Raw genomic sequence first — 20,128 nt, 5'->3', positions numbered from 1 at the left:
CTCTCTAGAGAAAGATGAGAGTTTGATCGCAACCAATCAATGCAGAGTTGAAAGAAGGGAGTGTTACCCGTGGGTATCATAGCGCGTTCTAAGTCGTTTAGCAATGAGCAGCAGTCGTTCCTGAAGTCCTTTATGATGGGCTGGCAACATGTTCTCGTCATGTATGCAGGCACCATCGCTGTGCCACTCATCGTGGGACGCGCCTTAAACCTACCTAAGGAGCACCTTGCATTCTTGATCAACGCCGATCTATTTGCTGCGGGAATCATCACCGTCATTCAATCTCTTGGCCTGGGGCGCTTTGGAATTCGCCTGCCTGTGATGATGGGGGTCACCTTTGCAGCAGTTGGCCCTATGATAGCTGTGGGCAGCGATCCCAACATCGGCTTAACTGGTATCTATGGAGCGGTGATCATCGCAGGGTTATTTGCCATTTTGATCGCACCTCTTATGGGGAAACTTCTGCCGCTCTTTCCACCGTTGGTTACTGGCACCATCATCTGCCTGATAGGGCTTTCTCTTTTGCGAGTTGCCATCCACTGGTGTGCCGGTGGCCAGCCATTTGTCACCGAAATGATCGATGGCAGTGCCTACCGATTGGCGAACCCTGAATATGGCAAACCATCAAACCTTGTCATAGCATTTGGAGTTCTAGCTCTCATTTTGCTTATCAATCGCTACGGCAAGGGCATGATTAAGAATCTCGCCGTACTCTTAGGACTTTTTGGGGGAACACTAGTCTGCGCCTTGCTGGGCCGCATAAATCTTCATGGAATTGATGATGCTCCTTGGTTAGCCATCACCACACCATTTCATTTTGGGATGCCGACCTTTCACCTAACCGCCATCGCATCCCTTTGCCTTGTAATGGTCATCGTATTAGCCGAGTCCATGGGCATGTTCCTAGCTGTCGGAAATATTGTTAGCCAAGATGTTTCAGAAGATGATATTACCCGAGGCCTGAGAGCTGATGGCCTCGGCACTCTGATCGGTGGTATTTTTAATACCTTTCCCTACACGTCATTTTCCCAAAATGTTGGCCTACTTTCAGTCACCGGCGTAAAATCTAAAGCTGTCACAGCCTTTGGCGGTTTGATTCTGTTTGGCCTAGGCTTGTTTCCTAAGGTCGCCCACGTGGTAGCCTCCGTCCCACAGTATGTGCTTGGTGGAGCTGGGCTTGTAATGTTCGGTATGGTGGCCGCTACGGGAATTCGAATTCTTGCGTCCATAGACTACGAAAAGCAAAGCCATAGCCTTCTTGTTGTGGCTGTATCATTAAGCATGGGGATGGTCCCGACCCTTTCACCTGGCTTTTTTCAATATTTCCCAGCTTGGAGCCATGGCTTGACACACAGCGGTATCGTGATCGGTTCCGTGGTAGCGGTTCTACTCAATCTTTTCTTCAATGGCAGGCTAAGTCGGGAGCAAAGCCTACACCTTGCAGCAGCTAATACTCATAGCCCTGAGTGATACACAGCTCGGGTTCGCCGCTCACTTTTACAGCTCCTGTCACGCCTTAGTTAACTAAGGCTTGCCTTGACACATGCCTCTCGGATATCTACTGATCTGCAATGCTAATTCGACAAACAAAGAACTGCGTCAGGGATGAGTTACCATAGACCCTAGCACCGATCTCTTATCACAATGCCACCGAGCTAGAATCGATTCTTAGTGGAAGTTAAGGAAGAAAAAGCAATATCCATTGCACACGTTTGTCCCTTTGAAGAGATAGAGCCGAAACTGTGGACTAAAGGTTACACCTTTCAAAAATAAGGTTTCTTCGATGAAAATTTCAAGATTATATTGTTTTGCTTTAGCGTCAAACTTGCTGATGAACTGCGGTGGAAAATCTAGCAGTGACAAGCCTGACATAGTTAACCCAGCAAAGTTAACACCCCCCCAAACGCCGACGCCGACTCCAAGCCCTACACCTGCGCCTGAACCGACGCCTGGACCGACACCTGGACCGACACCTGGACCGACGCCAAACCCTCCACCGATTCCATTCCCGACCCCAACAAGTCTTACGAGTATATCCTGGCATAGTATAGAGGAGCCATTAAGTACCTACCAAGCCTGGCCTAAAGCTTTGATCGATAGTGAAACAAACCTTATGTCTCATTTCGATCAGTTCGTAGATTCTGGATGGTTGGAAAGCCAAAATATCGCATCCGACCTAGCAGATAGGTACTTCCAGTCTTATTCGAAAATAGAAGGTCGTTTGGATAAAGATAAAGGCTCGGAGAAAGCCCAGGCACTAAGCAAAAAGGCGGCTGATCTCCTTGATCGCGTTGACAATGCCGCGGACAAGGCTCTTGAACACTTTGAAAATGCCCATGACCGCTCTTTGAAAAGTTACCAAACAGCCTGTAAGAGCCAGGTGTCAAAGATTAGCAAAGCGACTCGCAACCTCAAGAAAGTCTTTAGCCAAAAACTTCCAAGCGGCTTAGCTGCACAAGCCACAGCAGAAATCGAAACGTTAGCTGTTGAAACGGATGCTCTCGTTGGCGAGATTTGTTTAGAAGAGGCCGAGACGCTTTACCCTAGTTATCAAGAGAAAGTGAATAGATCACTAGCTCTTCTAGACAGGCAAAATGGAAAGGTAAAGGACTACCTAGATTCGTTAGACCTTAAGGCTAATGATATTGCCGCAAAGTTTTCTGCGTCCACCACCAAGGCCAAACAAGATCTCTCAAAAATCCAGGACATCAAGTTTGCCAAGATTTCTGATTCAAATTTCAGATCTCTGCTAAAAACCTCTTTTAACAAGTATATTCGCACATCTTTAGACCTATGGTACTGGAATAATTTCTGCTCTGCGGCCGGAGAGAGACGGAAAGTGAACCAAGCAGAAATTTGTGGTTCCGAGAAACTTCCAGTCGATCTTGAGCTGCGCACAGCCAGGCTCAATGCTCTCAAGGGCAATCTCCTGGATGTTACAGATAAAGAGTTTCAAACCCTTATCGAGAACACTTGGTTGCATCGCAGAACTATCAATGGTGGCCACTACCGAAGTTTACGAGACTCTAGCCAGAAAATTCTTGATCTGATTGGCGACGCTAAGACTAGAAGATCTTCTGCGCGAAGCCTTGCGGATACTCTCTGGCATATTAAAAGGGATAGTTTCTCTCCATTCTATGAAACAAGAAAAGATGAAAACCTGTACGATGCCAACTGGTACTTGAAGAGAGACAGTTACTCTCCATTCTATGAAACAAGAAAAGATGAAATCCTATACGATGCCAACTGGTACTTGAAAAGAGACAGTTACTCTCCATTCTATGAAACAAGAAAAGATGAAATCCTATACGATGCCAACTGGTACTTGAAAAGAGACAGTTACTCTCCATTCTATGAAACAAGAAAAGATGAAATCCTATACGATGCCAACTGGTACTTGAAAAGAGACAGTTACTCTCCATTCTATGAAACAAGAAAAGATGAAATCCTATACGATGCCAACTGGTACTTGAAAAGAGACAGTTACTCTCCATTCTATGAAACAAGAAAAGATGAAAATTTTTACGATTGCCTTGGTATCAAACAATCTCTTGACGAATGTAAAGCCATACTAGATAAATTCCGCGATACAAAGGAAGAGGTGACGAACAATATCAAGGACACGATCGATAGTGTTGAAGATGCTTTCGAAAATCATCCGGCATTAGACAATCTCCATTCGTCCATGTCACAGATTCTCGACAACGCCGAAAACTCGGTCGATGATATCGATGTTCCTGGAAAGCTCGGTGAGGGTCTTGAAAAATCTGCTGAGTTCGTGCTCCAAAGTGCTGAGAAGCCTCTTTTAAAAGATAATAAGCCTAACTGGGAAAATGTTTGGCTCAATACCTGGGGGTTTGACATTATCGTTTGGATCTCTCGTAAGTAGTGGTGTCTATTCGCTAGCGCCTTTCCTAGGAAGGGTGCTAGCCTGGTTAAATTTATTGATGGCGTAAAAGCAGAGATCGACCTCCCCAAGACAAACCTACTACTGATCGTCAAAATGGATAGAATAATCGAGATACCATGTCAGGTATGGTTTTTGGTTTAGATAGCTGCGGTATTCAGTGATTGTCTACAATCCTCGACTATTCTTACTCAATTCTACGGAATACGGTAGCTCGTAACGATCGAGAAGATCTTGAAGAGCTAAGCGAACAAACTGCTGCTCGCTGTATCCCAAAATTTGAGCATACTCTACAGCTTTCTGAGGGCTTACTGCTTTATTACCCTTTTCAATATCATTCAGATGAGATCTAGATATTCCTAGCTCACTAGCAAAATCGACCATGGTCATTTCTTCGCCCTCGCGAATAGAGCGAAGGAAGCTACCTAGAGTTAGTTGCTCTCCCGCAATTTTTTTGCAAGCTCTTTAGCGTATTACTTTTTGTACTCATGAGACGTCACCTTTTCTACTAAAATGAACTCGACAGTATTGTTCTGAATCGAATAAAGTCGACTCGACGCCTCAACCATTATTTTCATTAAAATCATACAACTAAGCAAAGAAACATCGTCCGATTCGGACGTGGTAGGCGATACGGTACAAAAAACCTCCATGATAACCGCAACCATCCCGGAGTAGCTAAGATAGATTATTATCATTTTTAATCAGTTCAATGATCTCGGACTTAGTGCCATAATCAAGATACACCCCCTTATCCGTATAGAGCTTGAACCCAAAAACACCTCTGCCTTCGTAAACCAGCTCTCTGACCTCTGCCCCAAGTGCCTCTAACTCTTCCCATAGTTCCCTCACCTTTTTAGGTTGCGAATGCTTCACCAACTCTGAGAGCTTTTCAGGAATTGCGATGGAAGGATCCAATAGCCTCTTGGCATAAAGTATTCTTAACTCTTTCTCCGGGTCGATGACCTCTGCTATGTTGGGATCGCAATTACACAGAGCGTCCATGATCTGATCAACTAAGACCTTACTATCAGTTAATCTTTCTAGATTCTGATTGTTAATTGCTTCACAGAATGATTTAGCCTCCTGGGCATCATATTTGAGAAAATGAAGTTTATCGTGATAAAACCAGTGAAAATTATACCAGAATTTAGAGGAGCAATCCGTACAATAAAATTCGAATCTTACCCGTCCTGCCTGTGTTTTCCCTGTGATTTTTTTAAAATCGATATTCACTCAAATTCCTTTCTACATAAAAAGTCCAATTAAATATCGCGCAGGTAACTTGAATACCCTACAGCCACATGAAGCTACCACCCCATTAGCCAACTTACCAGTGACCTCTAGCTCCTGTATTTCATGCCCGAATACACTCTGAGAACTAGATTTCACCAGTAATAAGAAATTCATGGGATACTATGTCCGAAAACTAGAATGGAAAAAGAACGAGCCCAAATGGAAGCTCCAATTTGTTTCATACCAATCAAAAAACTGTGCATCGTCAAAAGCAAAGAAGTCTAAGAAAGAGTGATATTCACAAAGGTCGATGGTCTGCGCTGGGCTTTCATCGATCCATGACAATCGAGGAACCTAGGAGCCGCGCGAATCAGCTCAATGCCCAATTAAAGATCAAAGCCCAAGTTTTCTCGCACAACCTGAGCTAGAATTCAGACAAATTTTGATAACTATCTGTATTTATGAAATTAATAAATGTAAAGTAATTGCTTTCTTTTCCGATAAGACTATTGTAAAGTAATTACTTGCCGGCATTTGGATAATGCGTTCCAGAGGTAAACTGTGAAAGTAGAGTTGACTAAGCAGGCACAAAAAGACTTAAGGAAAATTCCAGACTTTATTGCCGACCGATTTTACAAGTGGGTCTTGGATATCACGGAGCAAGGCACCCGAAATGTACGAAAAGTTCCCGGCTGGCATGATGAGCCTCTCAAAGGAGATCGAAAAGGACAGCGATCCATTCGCTTAAACCGATCTTATTGAGCGATTTATAAGGAAGACAAAACCAGCGGAAAAATCGAATTGATCGAAGTTTTAGAGATTAACAAACATAAATATTAGGATCTAAGAAAATGGCAAAAGATAATGTCGACGCTCTAGAGTTTCTAAAACGTAATCGTGGCCCTCTTTCTTTAGGACGAGCACTAAAAGCTGATCGACTTGCAAATGATCTGACCCAAGAAGGCTTGGCTACTAAAGTAGGCGTTACCAGACAAGCTATTTATGGCTTCGAGAGTGAGAGGGATTTCCCGAGCTATAAGACACTGAAAAAGATCGCTAAGGTTTTTAAAATGGACGAAGCCTCCTATGTGAGGCTCTTAGTACAAGACCTTATGAGAAAGAAAGGTATCGAAGGATACACTGTCGATGTCAAGAAAGACGCTGGCTAAACATTGAAAATGAAGATTACCGGCAAGGCCGAACAAATCTGGCTTTTGGGTACTGAAACGTAAACCCATCCACCCTTTTGTGGAAACTGTTTTACAGTGCCTCTAAAACTCAGTCTATTCGACAATTTTTCTACTCTCGTTCTTGAATTTGGTTTATCGATCCGTCCTAATCGCTAATACGAACTATCGATCAATGTTATCGGCTCGCTGGTTTCGTATTATAGTTTGAACCGGCATGGGTTTTCAGAACTCTTTCAGTTTTAGAATAAATCTAGTATTTACTTGTAACTATCCTACCGATCATTCTGCTCGATTAAGAAGGTTGATGTATTCAGCTAAAGATTTGTGCATAAGGCGCATCGACTTACGGCTATTTAGTACTTTACCCAAGAAAAAGCACCTTCCTGGCAGGCGACAATAAACTCTGCGAGCTGCCTGGTATTTACTGACTTAGCTCAGTGACCGCTTTGTTTTGCTTGTTTAAGCAGGCCTTCAGTTCCAGATATCCAGTTCTCCAAAACAACCTGAGTCCGCTTTTCGAACTCAGGCTCATCCGATAGTTCTTGAATCAAATTGTTCAAAGGACACCCAGACAAGATATGTTCGTCAAGATGCTCATCGATCAATCGCTTAAAGTTTTTCAGAATACCCTGAACTGGATCTTTATAGCTTGCGATCGGCTCTATCCAGCAACTGATGATCATACCAGCGAGAACTAAAGGACGAGCTGAGAGTCGTTAAAGCTATGTGCAATGAGTCTCGTCGACTCTACAACTCATCTCTTTTTCAGGTTCGACGTCACTACAAAGACAACGATTAAAGCTTATCTAACCTATCCAAAAAGTGGATAAGCTAATGCGAGAAACCCAACCCCATATCTATAAAAGACTCCCTTCTCAGCTTGCTCAGAATACGGAACGCAAATTACATCAAGACTACAACTCATTTTTTGGCCTTCTCAAACTAAAAAATGAAGGAAAGCACGATGCAAAGGTAAAACCACCAAAGTACAAAAAAGATAGAGGGCTTTTCTCGGTCTACTTTGGAACGAGAACCTTTGTTAGAAAAGGCGACAAGGTCCAGCTCACTGTATCGATTACATAAGCTACAAAAAAACGTGGAATAAAGGTTGTTAAGCAAGAGGAAAGTTATACCTCAAAATGAGATTCTCTAGCATTAGAAGGCGTACAGAAACACTCAGAGTACTTGGGAAAGAAGACTCGAAGAGGACTCGAAGAGGACTCTACAGTCCAGTACTGGTGTGGTTCTCAATGCCGATGTGAATGGAGCGATTAACATATTGAGGAAATTTAAGAAAAGTAAGCGTGAGTCAAAGCTTCTAGCAGAGATAACGTGTATAGGCCGTGTCTTCCGGAACTGGCATTTAGCTGTTGGCTAGCCCTGAAGCCTCCTCCTTTTAGGGGAGGTAATTGACTGAAGGCCACCTCTAAGATTCTGGCTCTCGTCTCTACTGGGTTTCGTAATATTCTAGGATTCTTAGTTGACATACTAATTAGCATGTAGACATACTAATTAGTATGCAAGTTAAAACTTTAAAAGATGAATATGTACTCGCTGATCCGAAGGGCAGAGCTCAAGTCTGGAAGCAAGAGGACTTTTGGAAGATGGCCTTTGACAAGGACAATCCAGCCAACAATCCCAAGATGGGCTACCTGATGAGTCAATTTTCATTCGAAACTGACTGGGACTCATGGGAAATGCACCCAAACGGCGATGAAGTAGTATTCTGCATATCAGGGCATATTAAATTTATTTTAGAGGTAGACGGTGAGCAAAGAGTGGTTGAACTCAAACCAGGTCAGTATATTGTCGTCCCACAAAACACCCGACATACCGCCAAAATTGCTGAACCATCATCAGCCCTATTTTTGACCTGGGGGTATGGTACAGAGAATCGAAAAATTGATGAGAACACGAGCGTTTGAAAGGAGTTAGTGAAAGAAGTGAACAAACATCCAAGCATTCACCGAACCTCTGCCTCACGAAAAAGGAGTTAAAAGTGAAAATAGCAATTGCGACAACCGTAAATGCTCCAATCAGGATGGTATGGGAAGCATGGACAACACGTGATTCCATAACCAAATAGAACTTTTCAACACCTGAGTGGTGTTGTCCCAAAAGCTGAAATAGACCTAAAAGGACTGCAGCATGAAGAAGAAAATATTAATTGCCATTCCAACTCTACTGTTTGTTGTGCTCGCTGGGCTATGGCTGAAAGGCAATGACATGCGTGAAATAAGCACTGAGATAGAAATAGCCGCTCCAGTAGAAAAAGTCTGGGAAATAGTAACCGATATTGAAGGGTGGCAGGAGTGGAGCCCGATAATCAACCAGTCCAATGGAACTGCCTCGTTAGGTTCAAAGCTAAGTATTACCATGTGTGGTGAGATCGGCGACAAAAGTAAGGCTGGACCGAAGTATGAACCTGTTATCACTGTTTTTGAAGAGCCCAGAAATCTTAGTTGGCGCGCAACCATGATGGCTGGGTTTGTATTCACAAATGGAAAGGTCATTGAGCTAGAAAAGACAGATTCTGGAACCCGGCTCGTTCATAAAGAAACGTTCAGTGGGTTGATGGTGCCCATGATGTGGGGACAGGTTCAAACTAATGTCCCAAAAATGCTGGACTCTATGAACCAAGCACTGAAAACCTTAGCAGAAAGCGGTTGAGATTTAATGGCACACGATGAGAAGCTAAACCAAAGAATCAGATAAGTCCTAAAAGGCAAAAGAGGTATCACAGAGCAGAATATGTTTGGGGGGCTCTGCTTTATGCACTATGGAAACATGATGTGTGGAGCAGACCTCAAACATGGCTTGTCGGTCAGGGTTGGTCCCGAAAAACATGAAGAAGTGTTAGAACTTAAACATGCTCGACCAATGGATATTACCGGAAAGCCAATGAAGGGATTGGTGTTTGTTGATCCCGATGGCTACAAAACCAAAGCGGCGCTTGCGAAGTGGATCGAACTAGGCCTGTCTTTTACAAAGACTCTGCCAAAGAAGCCTAAAAATAGTTGCGAATGATTGAAATGAGACAATTCAAACTAAACGTTCGCTAGTTCGACCGCGATATTTTATGGTTTGATGTCAAAGTGCAGAACGTTCTCCTTTACCCCCAGGGACTCGTACAGCTTAATAGCGGGATCATCACCATGGTCTGCTTGTACATAGATTACCCAAGCACCAACAGCACTGGCAATGAGGGTGTAAATTTTCGATAAGCCTTGTAGCCACTCCCTGACGGCAGCTTTCGCTCCTTACTGCCAAGTCATAAATATAGAGTTCACTGCGCTCCTGCTCAAACTTGCGTAGAACATAGGCCACAAGACCGCCGATCACCTCAGACTCTTTTTGTTCAACAAGAAAAATCACGTCTTCGTTACCAAGAAGAGTCCGGGCATACGTATCACTGGGCTGAGCACCTAGATATGTTTCGTTTTCATCAAATTCCTTGGCGAAGAGCGCTAAAAGCTGCCTATAAATCGGAAGATCTGATTCCGTGAGTCTTTGGATTTTGTTTTGTTTCATCTAGGCCTATCATTTGTTGCGGGTACCTCACCCTCATCCCCTCTATATTCGTATTCTTAATTGTACCAGTTGGGATCCTCCTTCTGACTTCTGTTTTGCTGCCAATTCTATCCCAACCCATTCGGTGTAAGTACGTAAGCCCGCTCCTCCGGAACCCCTGACATCATTTCTCTAAGATGAAAACTTAAGGTTTACAACACCTTGGCATGTTTGGCATTTCTTTTTCCAGGTTCGATTCCCGCCGCCTCCACCAAAAAAACGCCGGCCGAGACCCACAAGGGCTCCCGGCCTTAAACCATCCCGCACCATCTCAAGGCTCAAGTGAGCCCCATACCAATTATTTCTTCTGAGCCGTCTTCTTGCCTTTTGCCATCCAAGTTCCGCCAGCCTGCTCGCAAGAAGCAAAGTACTTGCTATGCTTTGACTTGGGCTTTGAACTTGCCGATGGAGCCTTTTTCGACTTAACACACATCTTCTTTTTGCTACCTTCGACGAAGTGGACTTTACCATCCACCTGGCAGCACCACTTTTTTGCAAAACCCGGACTGGCCACCAACGCGGTTGAAACAGCGAGGCTTGCGATGAAGGATTTGATAGTCATAGATGTATCCTCTTTCTAAGTTAGACTACTAGCTAGTAAGCAGCATCTATCCCACAGTAGCTAGGGTGATGGGATTTTCTTTTCCTGGGAGCAAACGAAAAACGCCGGCTAGGATTAGCCGGCGTTCGAAGACTCTATCTATCGGGGATGAGTCTCACGAGATGATTATTCACCCATGAAGGAAGAATCATCTTCGTAGTCCTCGTAACACTCTTTCTTAACATTCGCGCCGTTCACTTTGCGCGACTTGTCGGTTACGTTGGGAGCCTTGTGACAAGCGGTTGAGTCACCGTATTTATCGTCACAACAAGCCTCGAAAGTCATTTTGACTAGCTTTTCTTGCTTTGACGCCGCCTTTGCTGGTGCTTTCGTCACATCGGTGTTTCCGAGTCCAGTGACTGCGAAACCTAGGAAACCAATCGACACTAAAATTTTTGCACTTAACATGGGGGTCTTCTCCCTAAAAGGTTATGTCCCTTTCGTTATTGCAAAGACGGGGCCAAAGTTTTTTGCCCGACTCATGCCCTTTTTAGCCAACTACACGGTCACACTCCGTAGCAATATCCTGACGAGATGTAGCAGAATGATGCATAGGCAATCAGCAAGATCCTTGGCTCAATTCCTGCATTTTCAAGACGAGTTTGATAAAGGAGTCAAGATCATGAAATTGTTTCCATGGATTATAATCGCTTCCCTAGCTGGTATCTCTTGTACTAAAGAACGTCCTACAAATGTAGTAGTTCCCAGCGATATAGCTGGCCTTGAGGATGACGAGTCTTATGGGGTTTACACCTTCGAAGTGGTTGGTGGAGACGACTTTCGTCCGCCTTATTTAGAGTGTGTAGAAGATGTGCTTTTTGGTTCAGACATTAAGGACCATTGGGATGATAAGGATTACAAAGTCGGCAAATGCCCCACAGATATCACTCAGGTAGACAAAGCCGAGTATCGTTACGTAGGCTTCTGCGAACGACTCAAGTCTCACATCTACCGAGCGAGTGAAGACGCTGTTGAAAGCATCACCGTGGCAAGCCTCAAACGCTCCTGTGGCGCCTCTTAAAATCTTTCTAAGTAGTCATAAGCTATGGCTTGAAGTCCGTTGATTTCAAGCCATACCGCTCTAGAATCCGATAGATATCCGATCTAAACTTGCCTGATAGCCTTGCTGCTTCAGCAACATTACCCTTGGTATTCTTAAGGAGCATCGAGATGTAGTTCTTTTCGAACTCCTCCTTGGCCTCATCAAAATTGAAGATAAAAGGCGCTTCCACCGGGGCTTGATCATCTTGCTTCTTAGGTTTTCGTGAGCTAAGCCATGGCTCGAAATTGAGTCGGCCTCCCTTGGCCATGATTATGGCTCGCTCGATGGCATTTTGCAGCTCCCTGATATTGCCCGGCCAGTGGTAAGACTGAAGCAAGGCCATATCACTCTCGGTAAACTCTAAGGGCGGGATTCCATAACGCTTGCAAATAGATGTCGCAAAAAACTTCCCCAGTGGAGCAATATCATGCAAACGCTCCCTTAATGGTGGGATATGTATGGGCATCACAGACAAGCGGTAGTATAAATCCTCGCGAAAGCCACCGGATTCGATCTCTTGTTCAAGGTTGCGATGGGTCGCCGCAATAATTCTGGTGTCGGTCTTGATGCTTCGATCAGAGCCGATCGGCCGCACCTCCCCCTCTTGGAGGACCCGCAGGATTTTCACCTGCATTGCCAAAGGCATCTCCCCGATTTCATCAAGAAAGATGGTGCCTCCAGCACAAAGCTCAAACAAGCCCTTCTTATCGGTCTTAGCATCGGTAAAGGCTCCCTTTTTGAAGCCAAAAAGTTCGCTCTCCAGTAAGTTTTCCGGAATCGCTCCACAGTTGATAGCCTCGAAACGACCGCCCTTCCTCTTGGAAGCAGCGTGGATAGCCTTGGCGACTAACTCCTTACCAGTTCCTGATTCACCCAGAATGAGAATACTGGTGTCGAAGGCCTGGATTTGATGGATCTGAGCGATAAGTTCTTTAATGCGATCGCTTTCCCCGATAATCCCGAGGTGATCGAAATCTGCATTGATCTGGCTGATGTCTTCTCGAAAGAGTCGGTCGCGAACCGCAGCCACCAACGAGCCTGGATCAGTGGTTTTCTCTAGAAAGGAATAGGCTCCCGCTTCCATGGAGCCAACGGCCAGCGGCACCGTGGACCGAGACGTTACGACGATGATCTTGGCGAAAGGCTGCTTTTCTTGAATCAGTGGCAGAAGATCAAGGCCGCTACTTTGATCGAGGAAGATATCGAGTAAAACTCCATCGTACTTGCTTTCTTCAAGGGTTGCAGGCACTTCAGAGAGCTTCCCCACCGAGTCGCACTCAAAGCCCTCAAAACTCAGGAAGTTTTTCATTATCGATACAAAATCAACATCATCATCAATAATCAGTAACTTTGCCTTATTCATACCTACCTATGTGTCATCGTTAACCCGCTGCCAATACTGTCTTTCAATTGTTCAATGAAATCAATTTGTTTTTTCATCTGGTCGGGGCTCGGCAAGTCTTGCATGGCATGCTCTTCCAGCTCTTCAAAGTAGCCTTCTAGGATGGGATAACCGTAGTGGCTGCAACTACCGCGAACCTGGTGGGAGATGGTTCGAATGGTGGTCCAATCCTGCTCCACAAGGGATGTGTGGAGGCGATTTACCTTATCTTCTAGGCCTTTGGCGTACTGCTCAAGCAGGGGCGCCACGCGGGGGTCATCTTGATAGTCTGAGAGAATCACCTGCTGATCCTGATCAAGTTTCACTTGGCAGTGTTTCTGAATCATTTTAAACAACCTTTCAAAGTTTACCGGTTTCGAAAGATAGTCATCACATTGAGCTGCCAGACATCGCTCGCGCTCACCTTTCATGGCATTGGCTGTAACAGCTAGAATCGGGCCAGGAAAGCCCCGCTTTCGAATTTCTCGCGTGGTTTCGTAGCCATTGATTTCTGGTAATTGAATATCCATCAGAATCAAGTCGAAGGCTTCTGATGGAAAGAGTTCGATAGCATCCTTGCCAGAGGTTGCGATGCTAACTCTGCCGTGGGCAGCCTCTAAGAAGCGCCGAAAAATTTCCTGATTGTCGTCGCCATCTTCCACCACAAGAATGCGCAGACCCGCAAGATTTACCTTTTCTGGCTTATTCTTCTCATTGAATTTTAGCAAGATTTTGTCAGAAGGGTTATATAGCCAGTGCTTAAGATTAGAAATATATCTGGAGTGTCAGCCGATGCTAAATCAGGCAAAGAAATTAGTAGATTGTGCTCTGTAGTTTGGTTGAGCTCTGAGTTGAGGCGTTGATAACTTGTTAGTATGAAATATTTTGTTTCTAATTTAACGACTTTACTTTCGTTAAACTTATCAGAAACTACATGACTATCAATATCACTGTCGTCGGTATAATGGCTCACCTGCCAGTGTCCGGAATCCAGAATGACAGCAGATTGATGACACATTCCCCCCAGACCCAAAATTTTTCATCAATCAGTGTAAATAATGTGTCTTCAAAGACATCACATTGAATCTTAGAATAAATTGAACTCCCGAATCCCCACTTTCCGTTTTGTATCGCGTACTAGAAAGTCGATATCCCCATCGGATGCAAGTAGAGCTAGATTACTGCGACCAAATGGCTTCGCTTGTATATATCGCCGGGTTGCGGAACTTGGAGATGGAGAAATAATTTGTTGAGTATCTCCACCGATTGAGGTGACGATAATCGCACCAACGTTGTCAGTGAGTATAAGCTGATCGAAGCGTAGATCAGCAGTTAGAATCTTGTTGAAGGCATGGGCCTGGAAAGGCCCCTTGGCAAGCTTAAAAGCTATAGCTTTGTGATTCGGCCTAACACTAAATTAGCATCTTGTAACGCATTTACGATGTCCATCCGAGTCATCGACAGACTAGGAGAAACGGCAATCGCAACATCTGAACCTACCACACGATAACTGTTCTTGAATACAGAGCTGCCAGAAGGAAAGGCTGCCAGATTCTTAATCAAAGCCTTAAGGCTGCTACCATCCTGAGGAAGATTATTCCCACCTAGGATGATCTCGTACTTGACTCCCGCTTCTAACGCATTCTCCTGGCTTTCACCACCTTCGCCTTCGTCGCCATCCTCGTCACCGTTGCCGCTCTCCTGATCAAGTATGGGCTCAGCGGTGTAGTTCCATGTGATTGGCAGTTCTGATTCATAGACAGCTTTTCGTTTTAGCTCGTCATACTGACGATTAAACTCTGTCACAACATGGGGAACGCGGACGAGATAGTAATTTTCGAAGTTTTTGGTGAAGCCAGAAGAGGATAGATTTCCGGCTCCTGTAAAGACACTACCCTTATATCCCTGGTATGGTTCTTTGTATTCGAAGATGATGAACTTGTGGTGGAATAGCAAGCCTTCCATGTGGTTTGCTTCAAAGAATTTAACTTCTGCGCCATTGGCGACTAGGTTGCTATAAATAGGGCCGTACTGATCGGGACCAAACTTGTTTCGCCAACACTTATCTGCTTCTTCCTCCGTTTTTCCCCAAAAGCATTTTTTTGTGAAATCCGATGGTGCGAAGTATCGATTATTGAGTTCATCAACTATTGGGTTCTGTCGCGAGTAGGTAATTCGAGACCAGGCTAGTTCATCATCCAGCAAAAGTTCTACGCTGAAAGATTCGTCCTCTATGAGTCTTTTTTTCAAGGCTGCTATTAATTTTGCTTCTGTTAAATAGTGTGCAGCAATGCGAACTTTACTGGATCTGGCGACTTCATCTTGTAGAGTTTCTGCTAAAACTTCTTCATCATCATAGCCGCTAACGCCTGAGATTGGCACAAAGAAGTTCATAAAGCTCACGTCGGCCATCCTCACTGAATTGATGCCTCGGTTGACACGGCATTGGTTCATCATATAGTACCAGTTACCTAGGTTCTTCATGGACTCAACTGTTATAGTGTCACGAAGGCAAATATGATCTTGAGCGGCCCAATGAGATTTAGGTAGCGTCACAAAATTCCAGTTCTCTTGGTGGCCCCACATTCCATCTGAAATATTTCCACTTTGGAAGCTAAACCTTACCTTACCGCTTAGCTCTTGGTGCTCAGGATTATTCAATTCGACGACAATACTTTTCATGTGAGCGAGTCGACCCTTTCGACTATAGCCTACCAAAGTCACAAGGTCTTCTTCCACTGGGCACTCAGAAAGATTCGTGTAAGGCTTGCTTGTCACTTTTGGGCTGTTTATGAAAACCTTGACATTCGCTCCGCGAATAGCAGCATCACAAAGTGCAGAAGAAAAGTCAGAATCACTGAAAGACATCGACGTAACAAAGACTGAATCCCCAGCAAGTGCCTGGTTTATCCATTGAAAGGCTCGAACATAGGGGCTATCTTTGGTGCGAAGATCGTTTTCGGCAGCAGGTAAGACAGACGCTTGTTTATCACTTCGAGAGCATGAGGTGTTAGCAGCAATCGTCTTACGAAACCCTCCCCCAACGGTTGGTATTCCCTTGTCGAGATCCACATCCGTACTCGGCAAATCGCTCAACTTCATACCAAAAAAATCCTCAACACGCTCGTCAAGAGCAGGATCGCGGTAGGATACAAACTGTTTTTCGGGGCATGTTGGGTTGGTGAAAAGTACCTCGTAATCGCTAGTTTGCCACTGATAATCGCTAGCAAGAGAGAGAGCTGGGATCGCCCAATAGAGGATGAGCATTGCATAGTTAGGCCGCATGTTTACTCCATATGACATAGTTTCAAGTTGCGCGGTCGGGCACTCTGGCTCAAACGGAGCTGTTAGTCAAGTTTAATATAAAGGTTTAGTAAAATATTAAATAATTTAATTTGATTATTATGTATTTCTAAGTTTCTGTTAATAGTGGTTTGGGCTGAAATAGGATATCGAGAGAAATCCATGTAATCCTGTACGAGCTTCGATCGAACTGTAGAAACTTGTCTTTCAGGTCTCCTTAGGGGTCACGAACTTATTGGCAAGTCTTGCCTTGACTCGTGGCGCTCTATGGGTATGTCAATGATGAAGCGAAAGTCGTAGAAGCCAGGGCTTTATCCTCGGCTAGTTTTTTCACCAGCTTCCTGTCTTTTTGTGGCCCTGATAATCTGTTCATCGGCAAACTTTGATTGCTTCATTTGAGTCTCCTATCTATGTCTTATCGGTTCTGAGACTCAACTTTTCAATGGTACGTCTTTTGGAGTTAATGTCGCTGCTCTGTAACAATGAGGTTCATAGCTAGTTTGTCGTACATGCTGTCGTGACATGATTTTGTTGACTTAGTTACATTCTTCGAATGAATCTTTTTGCAAACCAATTTTATATAAGGTATTTCTTTATTTTAATAGCTAGCTTCAGAGCCTGCATAAAAAATCAATAAAAGGCGATAGTATGAAACCCCTATTGATAAAATTTCTATTATCAGCCTTTACATTTGGCTGTATTGAAGCTTCTAATTCTCACAATCTGAGTCAATTAGAATGCGGCGCCGGCTTCCAAGAAGGACAACATTACATAAAGGTCTTATCTCCTAATTCGGAGGATCTATCGAGTAAGGAGTTGGAAATCATCGATCCGGCTTCAGGCCGACGACTAGAAGACAAGCAAATGACAGAGCATGCCTGTCTAATGGCTTCAAAAAAAGACTTGATCATCCGAAATCGGCTTAATCCTTGGGCAATCAGACTGGAAAGTGGAGACCCCCCCAAGAAACTGCTGATGAAAATCACTGAGGAAAGTGGATTACAACTTCGATGCCCTGAACCCCCCACTGTTAATGGTGGTTTCACCACTCAGGACTTGCTGAACACGGATAATCTAAACCGCGACGACAATATTTTGCTTCACTACAAAACTATATCTCCAAATTCTAATTCCTCTTCATTAACTCTTACGCTAGACCAAAGTCACAGTAAAAGACTTGTAGATCAATATGAGCACCCTCAACAGCTGATCATTGAGGTTAAAGCCCATGACTTATTGTTGGGAACTGTTAAGAAAAACTCATGTACAATCCAATTGGATACCCAAATTCCCATTCCCCAAATCACCTACGAGCAGGGTGAACTAGTAAATTTTCGCGGAGCTAAGTTTCACAAAATAAATCAAGCTGAATCATTAACTATCGTTGATGGGAGCGTAAAGGGAATTGATGACATCAAATCAATCGAATTTTGCGCTGAGACATTTCTTACAGCAGATCAACTTAAGTTAGCTCAAGATAAGGCTATGGCAGACCCTACTTGTGAACAAGACAAGATCCAGAAAACGAGTGCCTTCAATCCGCAATTTGCTTTAAGAAAAGAAGGGTATTGGCTTATCCGGTATCGAGCGATTGACCAGGCCAAAAATATTTCAAGCTGGCAAAAACCTTATTCACTCCTGTTTGAACAAAGTATCCAGTTCGAAAGGTTATCAAAATTTAGAGATCAGCATCGCATTAATGGCTCTCTTGTTAGCCATAAGGGACCGCTCCAACTGATACAAGACACAGTCTTTGCATTTAATATTCTCGACAATGAACTACCCACTGACTTTGAGAAAGAGCGCGCGAAGCAGATACTATTAGAAGCAAGTTTACACATCTACAGCAAGATGCCTGAATATGTGGAGTTGCATAATGAAAAAGTTTCCCCATGTATTGGCAAACTCAACTTAAGTCCCGATGGTGGGACTCTGATAAGTCAGACTGGAGATGGGTTTCTATTGAGGTGGGATGTTCGTACAGGTTTACCACTAGGTGAACCTGTTAGCATTTTTGGCTCTAATAGAAGTGTCATTGAGCCCGAATGGATGTGTTCCTCTCTACCAAAAGCAGCCATTAGCCCAGACAATAGACTAATCGCTTTCAGAATTAGTGGAAAATTTGCTCTATGGGACCTAAATAGATTTCATGCTATCACTCCTGCCCACCCCTGGAAAGATATCGAAGGCCATCAAATAAGCTTTTTACCAGATAGTAAAACCTTGATAAGCCTCGGTCCTTTTAGAGACACAGTCGAAATACTAAGCCTAGAAAGCCAGGAGCTAACTCCTATTAGCCTAGGCATCCATGAAGAAAATTTAAGCATAATTTACCCCCACCTAATTGATCCTGATACATTGATGATAGTCCACAATGATGGCAGAATATTCTATTGGAATACGAAAACACATAAGTTGTTTGAAGATAGTCAAAAGCTACCTGGCTCAGGAACCTTTGGCATGATTCAATCAGTTCTAATAAGATCATCTAAAAAGACCGCACTCATTTCATCTAAAGATAGGACCTGGGAGTTCCCTTTACCTGGAAATGAAGATCCCTTAAGAACTTTTAAGCAATTTGTGACCTTAGACCAGCATGCTACAAATAGCAGCGAGACGATGCTTGCTGGAGTCAACGAGAATAACAAAATCGAACTCCGTCGCCTCCACAACGAGAGCCTCGTTGGACCAACGCTTAACCAACCACATCTAGATGTAGAAGAAATTCTTTTTGATAACAATGCTGAAACAATGTTTTTACGAGGAGATCGAAATCAACTTTCTTTTTGGAAAAAACCTCCTCAATTAGGGAACACTGTAAATAACGATCTGAAGTTTTATCATCCGCTTGACTACACGGAAATGGTAGTTAGTAAGAAAGGCGATCGTCTATATACGAGTAATACCCTAGGACAGATATATAAATGGAACCCGCAAACGCGTGAACTTTTAGAAACAATCGAAATTCCTGGATGCAAGAGCATTGTAAAAGGCCTCGCTATTAGTCCGGATGGTCGAAAATTGGCTTTTGGTTGTTACCAAATCGGTAAGGTATGGGTAGCTGATATAAGTGGCAAAGTTAATTTTGAAGTTCTTTTAGAAGGCTTTCAAAGTGATGTTCATGCTCTCGCATTTATGGACGATCAGACTCTACTAGTTGGTGGAGACAATCTTGAGATATGGAAAATAGTACCTGAAAAAAGATTTAAACGAAAAATAGATGAGTTCAAGGCAATGAAGTTTGCGCTCTTTGAAAATGGTAGCAAGATTGTGGGCCACAATCGGGCTGATATCGCCCTCTGGGACTTAAGTAACCCTTTAAAGGGGGCAAGCAGCTTTAAAGGCATAGCTAAAGACGCACACGCAGTAGCTATTGGAGAAAGACATGGCTTGTTTGCCTTAGGTAAGGTTAGCGCCCCTGGAAGAGAAGGTCATATCTACCTATATTCCATCGAAAGTGGAAAATCAGAAGGAATTATTGAAGGCCATCAGGATGCAATTAGTGACTTACTATTTCTCGACAATGGTCTATTAGTTTCAGCCAGCTATGATAGCACTATTAAGGTTTGGAATGTGAAGAACCGACTAGAATTATTTAAGTTTGACAAACATTCAGACTATGTAACTGATTTGTACCCAGACCCTATTGACCCGCTTGGATTCTATTCAGCATCTTGGGATGGCACTGTACGTCGTTGGTCTTTAGATGCCAGAGAAATTTTGAACCAAATTTGTCAGAGAATCGTTCCCTATCTGAATCGAGACTTAGAATTCATGGAAGTTGCTAAAGAGACCTGTGAATGAAAATGTGAATTCTAGGCAAGGGGCTTTATTGAGCTAAGACAGTCTTCGCGAATTGATGAACAAAGTCTTCAAGAGCGCCAACTTAAATTCAAAA

Annotated in this window: 19 protein-coding genes and 2 pseudogenes; 11 read left to right on the top strand and 10 right to left on the bottom strand. The window is 43.8% G+C overall.

Features of this window, described 5'->3' with window-relative positions:
* Positions 1 to 69: 69 nt before the first annotated feature.
* Positions 70 to 1,470, top strand: coding sequence for a nucleobase:cation symporter-2 family protein (locus B9N89_RS12855; protein ID WP_200820712.1), 1,401 nt, complete (start codon positions 70 to 72; stop codon positions 1,468 to 1,470).
* Between the two features lie 313 nt (positions 1,471 to 1,783).
* Positions 1,784 to 3,889, top strand: coding sequence for a hypothetical protein (locus tag B9N89_RS31710; protein WP_200820711.1), 2,106 nt, complete (start codon positions 1,784 to 1,786; stop codon positions 3,887 to 3,889).
* A gap of 186 nt (positions 3,890 to 4,075) precedes the next feature.
* Here the strand turns inward: B9N89_RS31710 and B9N89_RS12845 are convergent, their stop codons facing one another.
* Entirely contained in the window at positions 4,076 to 4,357 is a 282-nt protein-coding gene (locus B9N89_RS12845) for a helix-turn-helix domain-containing protein (protein WP_268808745.1), read from the bottom strand.
* 228 nt (positions 4,358 to 4,585) lie between these two features.
* Positions 4,586 to 5,143, bottom strand: coding sequence for a hypothetical protein (locus tag B9N89_RS12840; RefSeq protein ID WP_132318746.1), 558 nt, complete (start codon positions 5,141 to 5,143; stop codon positions 4,586 to 4,588).
* A gap of 561 nt (positions 5,144 to 5,704) precedes the next feature.
* Between B9N89_RS12840 and B9N89_RS12835 the strand changes: the two genes are divergently transcribed.
* Together B9N89_RS12835 and B9N89_RS12830 are read left to right on the top strand one after the other, a co-directional pair.
* Entirely contained in the window at positions 5,705 to 5,905 is a 201-nt protein-coding gene (locus B9N89_RS12835) for a type II toxin-antitoxin system RelE family toxin (RefSeq protein WP_200820710.1), read from the top strand.
* Between the two features lie 89 nt (positions 5,906 to 5,994).
* Positions 5,995 to 6,312 carry a helix-turn-helix transcriptional regulator gene (locus B9N89_RS12830; RefSeq protein ID WP_132318748.1) on the top strand — a complete coding sequence of 106 codons (318 nt, stop codon included), beginning with the start codon at positions 5,995 to 5,997 and terminating at the stop codon, positions 6,310 to 6,312.
* 455 nt (positions 6,313 to 6,767) lie between these two features.
* Here the strand turns inward: B9N89_RS12830 and B9N89_RS12825 are convergent, their stop codons facing one another.
* Positions 6,768 to 7,016, bottom strand: a complete 249-nt coding sequence (locus tag B9N89_RS12825) for a hypothetical protein (RefSeq protein WP_132318750.1) — start codon at positions 7,014 to 7,016, stop codon at positions 6,768 to 6,770.
* A 151-nt stretch (positions 7,017 to 7,167) separates the two neighbouring features.
* Between B9N89_RS12825 and B9N89_RS12820 the strand changes: the two genes are divergently transcribed.
* The 5 genes and pseudogenes from B9N89_RS12820 to B9N89_RS12805 all read left to right on the top strand — a co-directional run bounded on the left by B9N89_RS12820 (position 7,168) and on the right by B9N89_RS12805 (position 9,360).
* Entirely contained in the window at positions 7,168 to 7,416 is a 249-nt protein-coding gene (locus B9N89_RS12820; protein WP_132318752.1) for a hypothetical protein, read from the top strand.
* Between the two features lie 39 nt (positions 7,417 to 7,455).
* Positions 7,456 to 7,621: pseudogene (locus tag B9N89_RS32425) on the top strand (RNA-guided endonuclease InsQ/TnpB family protein); the annotation flags it as partial.
* Between the two features lie 229 nt (positions 7,622 to 7,850).
* A complete protein-coding gene (locus B9N89_RS12815) occupies positions 7,851 to 8,258 on the top strand; it encodes a cupin domain-containing protein (RefSeq protein WP_132318754.1) in 408 nt (135 codons plus the stop codon).
* Positions 8,259 to 8,481: 223 nt separating this feature from the next.
* Positions 8,482 to 9,003 (top strand): SRPBCC domain-containing protein, encoded by a 522-nt coding sequence (locus tag B9N89_RS12810; protein ID WP_132318756.1) that lies wholly within the window; start codon positions 8,482 to 8,484, stop codon positions 9,001 to 9,003.
* A gap of 66 nt (positions 9,004 to 9,069) precedes the next feature.
* Positions 9,070 to 9,360, top strand: a complete 291-nt coding sequence (locus B9N89_RS12805) for a TfoX/Sxy family protein (RefSeq protein WP_268808744.1) — start codon at positions 9,070 to 9,072, stop codon at positions 9,358 to 9,360.
* A 50-nt stretch (positions 9,361 to 9,410) separates the two neighbouring features.
* Here B9N89_RS12805 and B9N89_RS12800 read toward each other — a convergent pair.
* From B9N89_RS12800 to B9N89_RS12790, 3 genes and pseudogenes are all read right to left on the bottom strand, one after another.
* Positions 9,411 to 9,864 (bottom strand): annotated as a pseudogene (locus B9N89_RS12800) (AAC(3)-I family aminoglycoside N-acetyltransferase).
* 337 nt (positions 9,865 to 10,201) lie between these two features.
* Positions 10,202 to 10,465: a hypothetical protein gene (locus B9N89_RS12795; RefSeq protein WP_132318760.1), complete on the bottom strand. Its 264-nt coding sequence runs from the start codon at positions 10,463 to 10,465 to the stop codon at positions 10,202 to 10,204.
* A 165-nt stretch (positions 10,466 to 10,630) separates the two neighbouring features.
* Entirely contained in the window at positions 10,631 to 10,912 is a 282-nt protein-coding gene (locus tag B9N89_RS12790) for a hypothetical protein (protein ID WP_132318762.1), read from the bottom strand.
* Between the two features lie 214 nt (positions 10,913 to 11,126).
* Between B9N89_RS12790 and B9N89_RS12785 the strand changes: the two genes are divergently transcribed.
* The gene (locus B9N89_RS12785) at positions 11,127 to 11,525 is read left to right on the top strand and encodes a hypothetical protein (RefSeq protein ID WP_132318764.1); all 399 of its coding nucleotides are present in this window, start codon (positions 11,127 to 11,129) and stop codon (positions 11,523 to 11,525) included.
* Positions 11,526 to 11,547: 22 nt separating this feature from the next.
* Here B9N89_RS12785 and B9N89_RS12780 read toward each other — a convergent pair whose 3' ends face one another.
* The 4 genes from B9N89_RS12780 to B9N89_RS12765 form a co-directional block, all read right to left on the bottom strand.
* Positions 11,548 to 12,909 (bottom strand): sigma-54-dependent transcriptional regulator, encoded by a 1,362-nt coding sequence (locus B9N89_RS12780; RefSeq protein ID WP_132318766.1) that lies wholly within the window; start codon positions 12,907 to 12,909, stop codon positions 11,548 to 11,550.
* 2 nt (positions 12,910 to 12,911) lie between these two features.
* Positions 12,912 to 13,655 carry an Hpt domain-containing response regulator gene (locus B9N89_RS12775; RefSeq protein ID WP_159455344.1) on the bottom strand — a complete coding sequence of 248 codons (744 nt, stop codon included), beginning with the start codon at positions 13,653 to 13,655 and terminating at the stop codon, positions 12,912 to 12,914.
* Complete coding sequence (locus B9N89_RS12770; protein ID WP_165931705.1) at positions 13,649 to 13,960, bottom strand: hypothetical protein; 312 nt, start codon at positions 13,958 to 13,960, stop codon at positions 13,649 to 13,651. Before B9N89_RS12770 ends, B9N89_RS12775 begins: the two co-directional genes overlap by 7 nt.
* Positions 13,961 to 14,313: 353 nt before the next feature.
* A complete protein-coding gene (locus B9N89_RS12765; RefSeq protein WP_159455343.1) occupies positions 14,314 to 16,212 on the bottom strand; it encodes a phospholipase D-like domain-containing protein in 1,899 nt (632 codons plus the stop codon).
* A 666-nt stretch (positions 16,213 to 16,878) separates the two neighbouring features.
* Here B9N89_RS12765 and B9N89_RS12760 point away from each other — a divergent pair.
* Positions 16,879 to 20,034: a WD40 repeat domain-containing protein gene (locus B9N89_RS12760; RefSeq protein ID WP_132318774.1), complete on the top strand. Its 3,156-nt coding sequence runs from the start codon at positions 16,879 to 16,881 to the stop codon at positions 20,032 to 20,034.
* Positions 20,035 to 20,128 lie beyond the last annotated feature (94 nt).

This window comes from Pseudobacteriovorax antillogorgiicola (assembly GCF_900177345.1).
GTDB lineage: Bacteria > Bdellovibrionota_B > Oligoflexia > Oligoflexales > Oligoflexaceae > Pseudobacteriovorax > Pseudobacteriovorax antillogorgiicola.
Note: the sequence above shows the minus strand (reverse complement) of the source record. Positions and strands in the feature narration are given on the sequence as shown.

Bases quoted from the DNA above. Each gene is read 5' to 3' on its own strand.
- B9N89_RS12790 (WP_132318762.1), bottom strand. From the start codon at position 10,912: ATGTTAAGTGCAAAAATTTTAGTGTCGATTGGTTTCCTAGGTTTCGCA.
- B9N89_RS12830 (WP_132318748.1), top strand. From the start codon at position 5,995: ATGGCAAAAGATAATGTCGACGCTCTAGAGTTTCTAAAACGTAATCGT.
- B9N89_RS12795 (WP_132318760.1), bottom strand. From the start codon at position 10,465: ATGACTATCAAATCCTTCATCGCAAGCCTCGCTGTTTCAACCGCGTTG.
- B9N89_RS12760 (WP_132318774.1), top strand. From the start codon at position 16,879: ATGAAACCCCTATTGATAAAATTTCTATTATCAGCCTTTACATTTGGC.
- B9N89_RS12780 (WP_132318766.1), bottom strand. From the start codon at position 12,909: ATGAATAAGGCAAAGTTACTGATTATTGATGATGATGTTGATTTTGTA.
- B9N89_RS12815 (WP_132318754.1), top strand. From the start codon at position 7,851: ATGCAAGTTAAAACTTTAAAAGATGAATATGTACTCGCTGATCCGAAG.
- B9N89_RS12785 (WP_132318764.1), top strand. From the start codon at position 11,127: ATGAAATTGTTTCCATGGATTATAATCGCTTCCCTAGCTGGTATCTCT.
- B9N89_RS12820 (WP_132318752.1), top strand. From the start codon at position 7,168: ATGCGAGAAACCCAACCCCATATCTATAAAAGACTCCCTTCTCAGCTT.
- B9N89_RS12825 (WP_132318750.1), bottom strand. From the start codon at position 7,016: ATGATCATCAGTTGCTGGATAGAGCCGATCGCAAGCTATAAAGATCCA.
- B9N89_RS12810 (WP_132318756.1), top strand. From the start codon at position 8,482: ATGAAGAAGAAAATATTAATTGCCATTCCAACTCTACTGTTTGTTGTG.
- B9N89_RS31710 (WP_200820711.1), top strand. From the start codon at position 1,784: ATGAAAATTTCAAGATTATATTGTTTTGCTTTAGCGTCAAACTTGCTG.
- B9N89_RS12765 (WP_159455343.1), bottom strand. From the start codon at position 16,212: ATGCGGCCTAACTATGCAATGCTCATCCTCTATTGGGCGATCCCAGCT.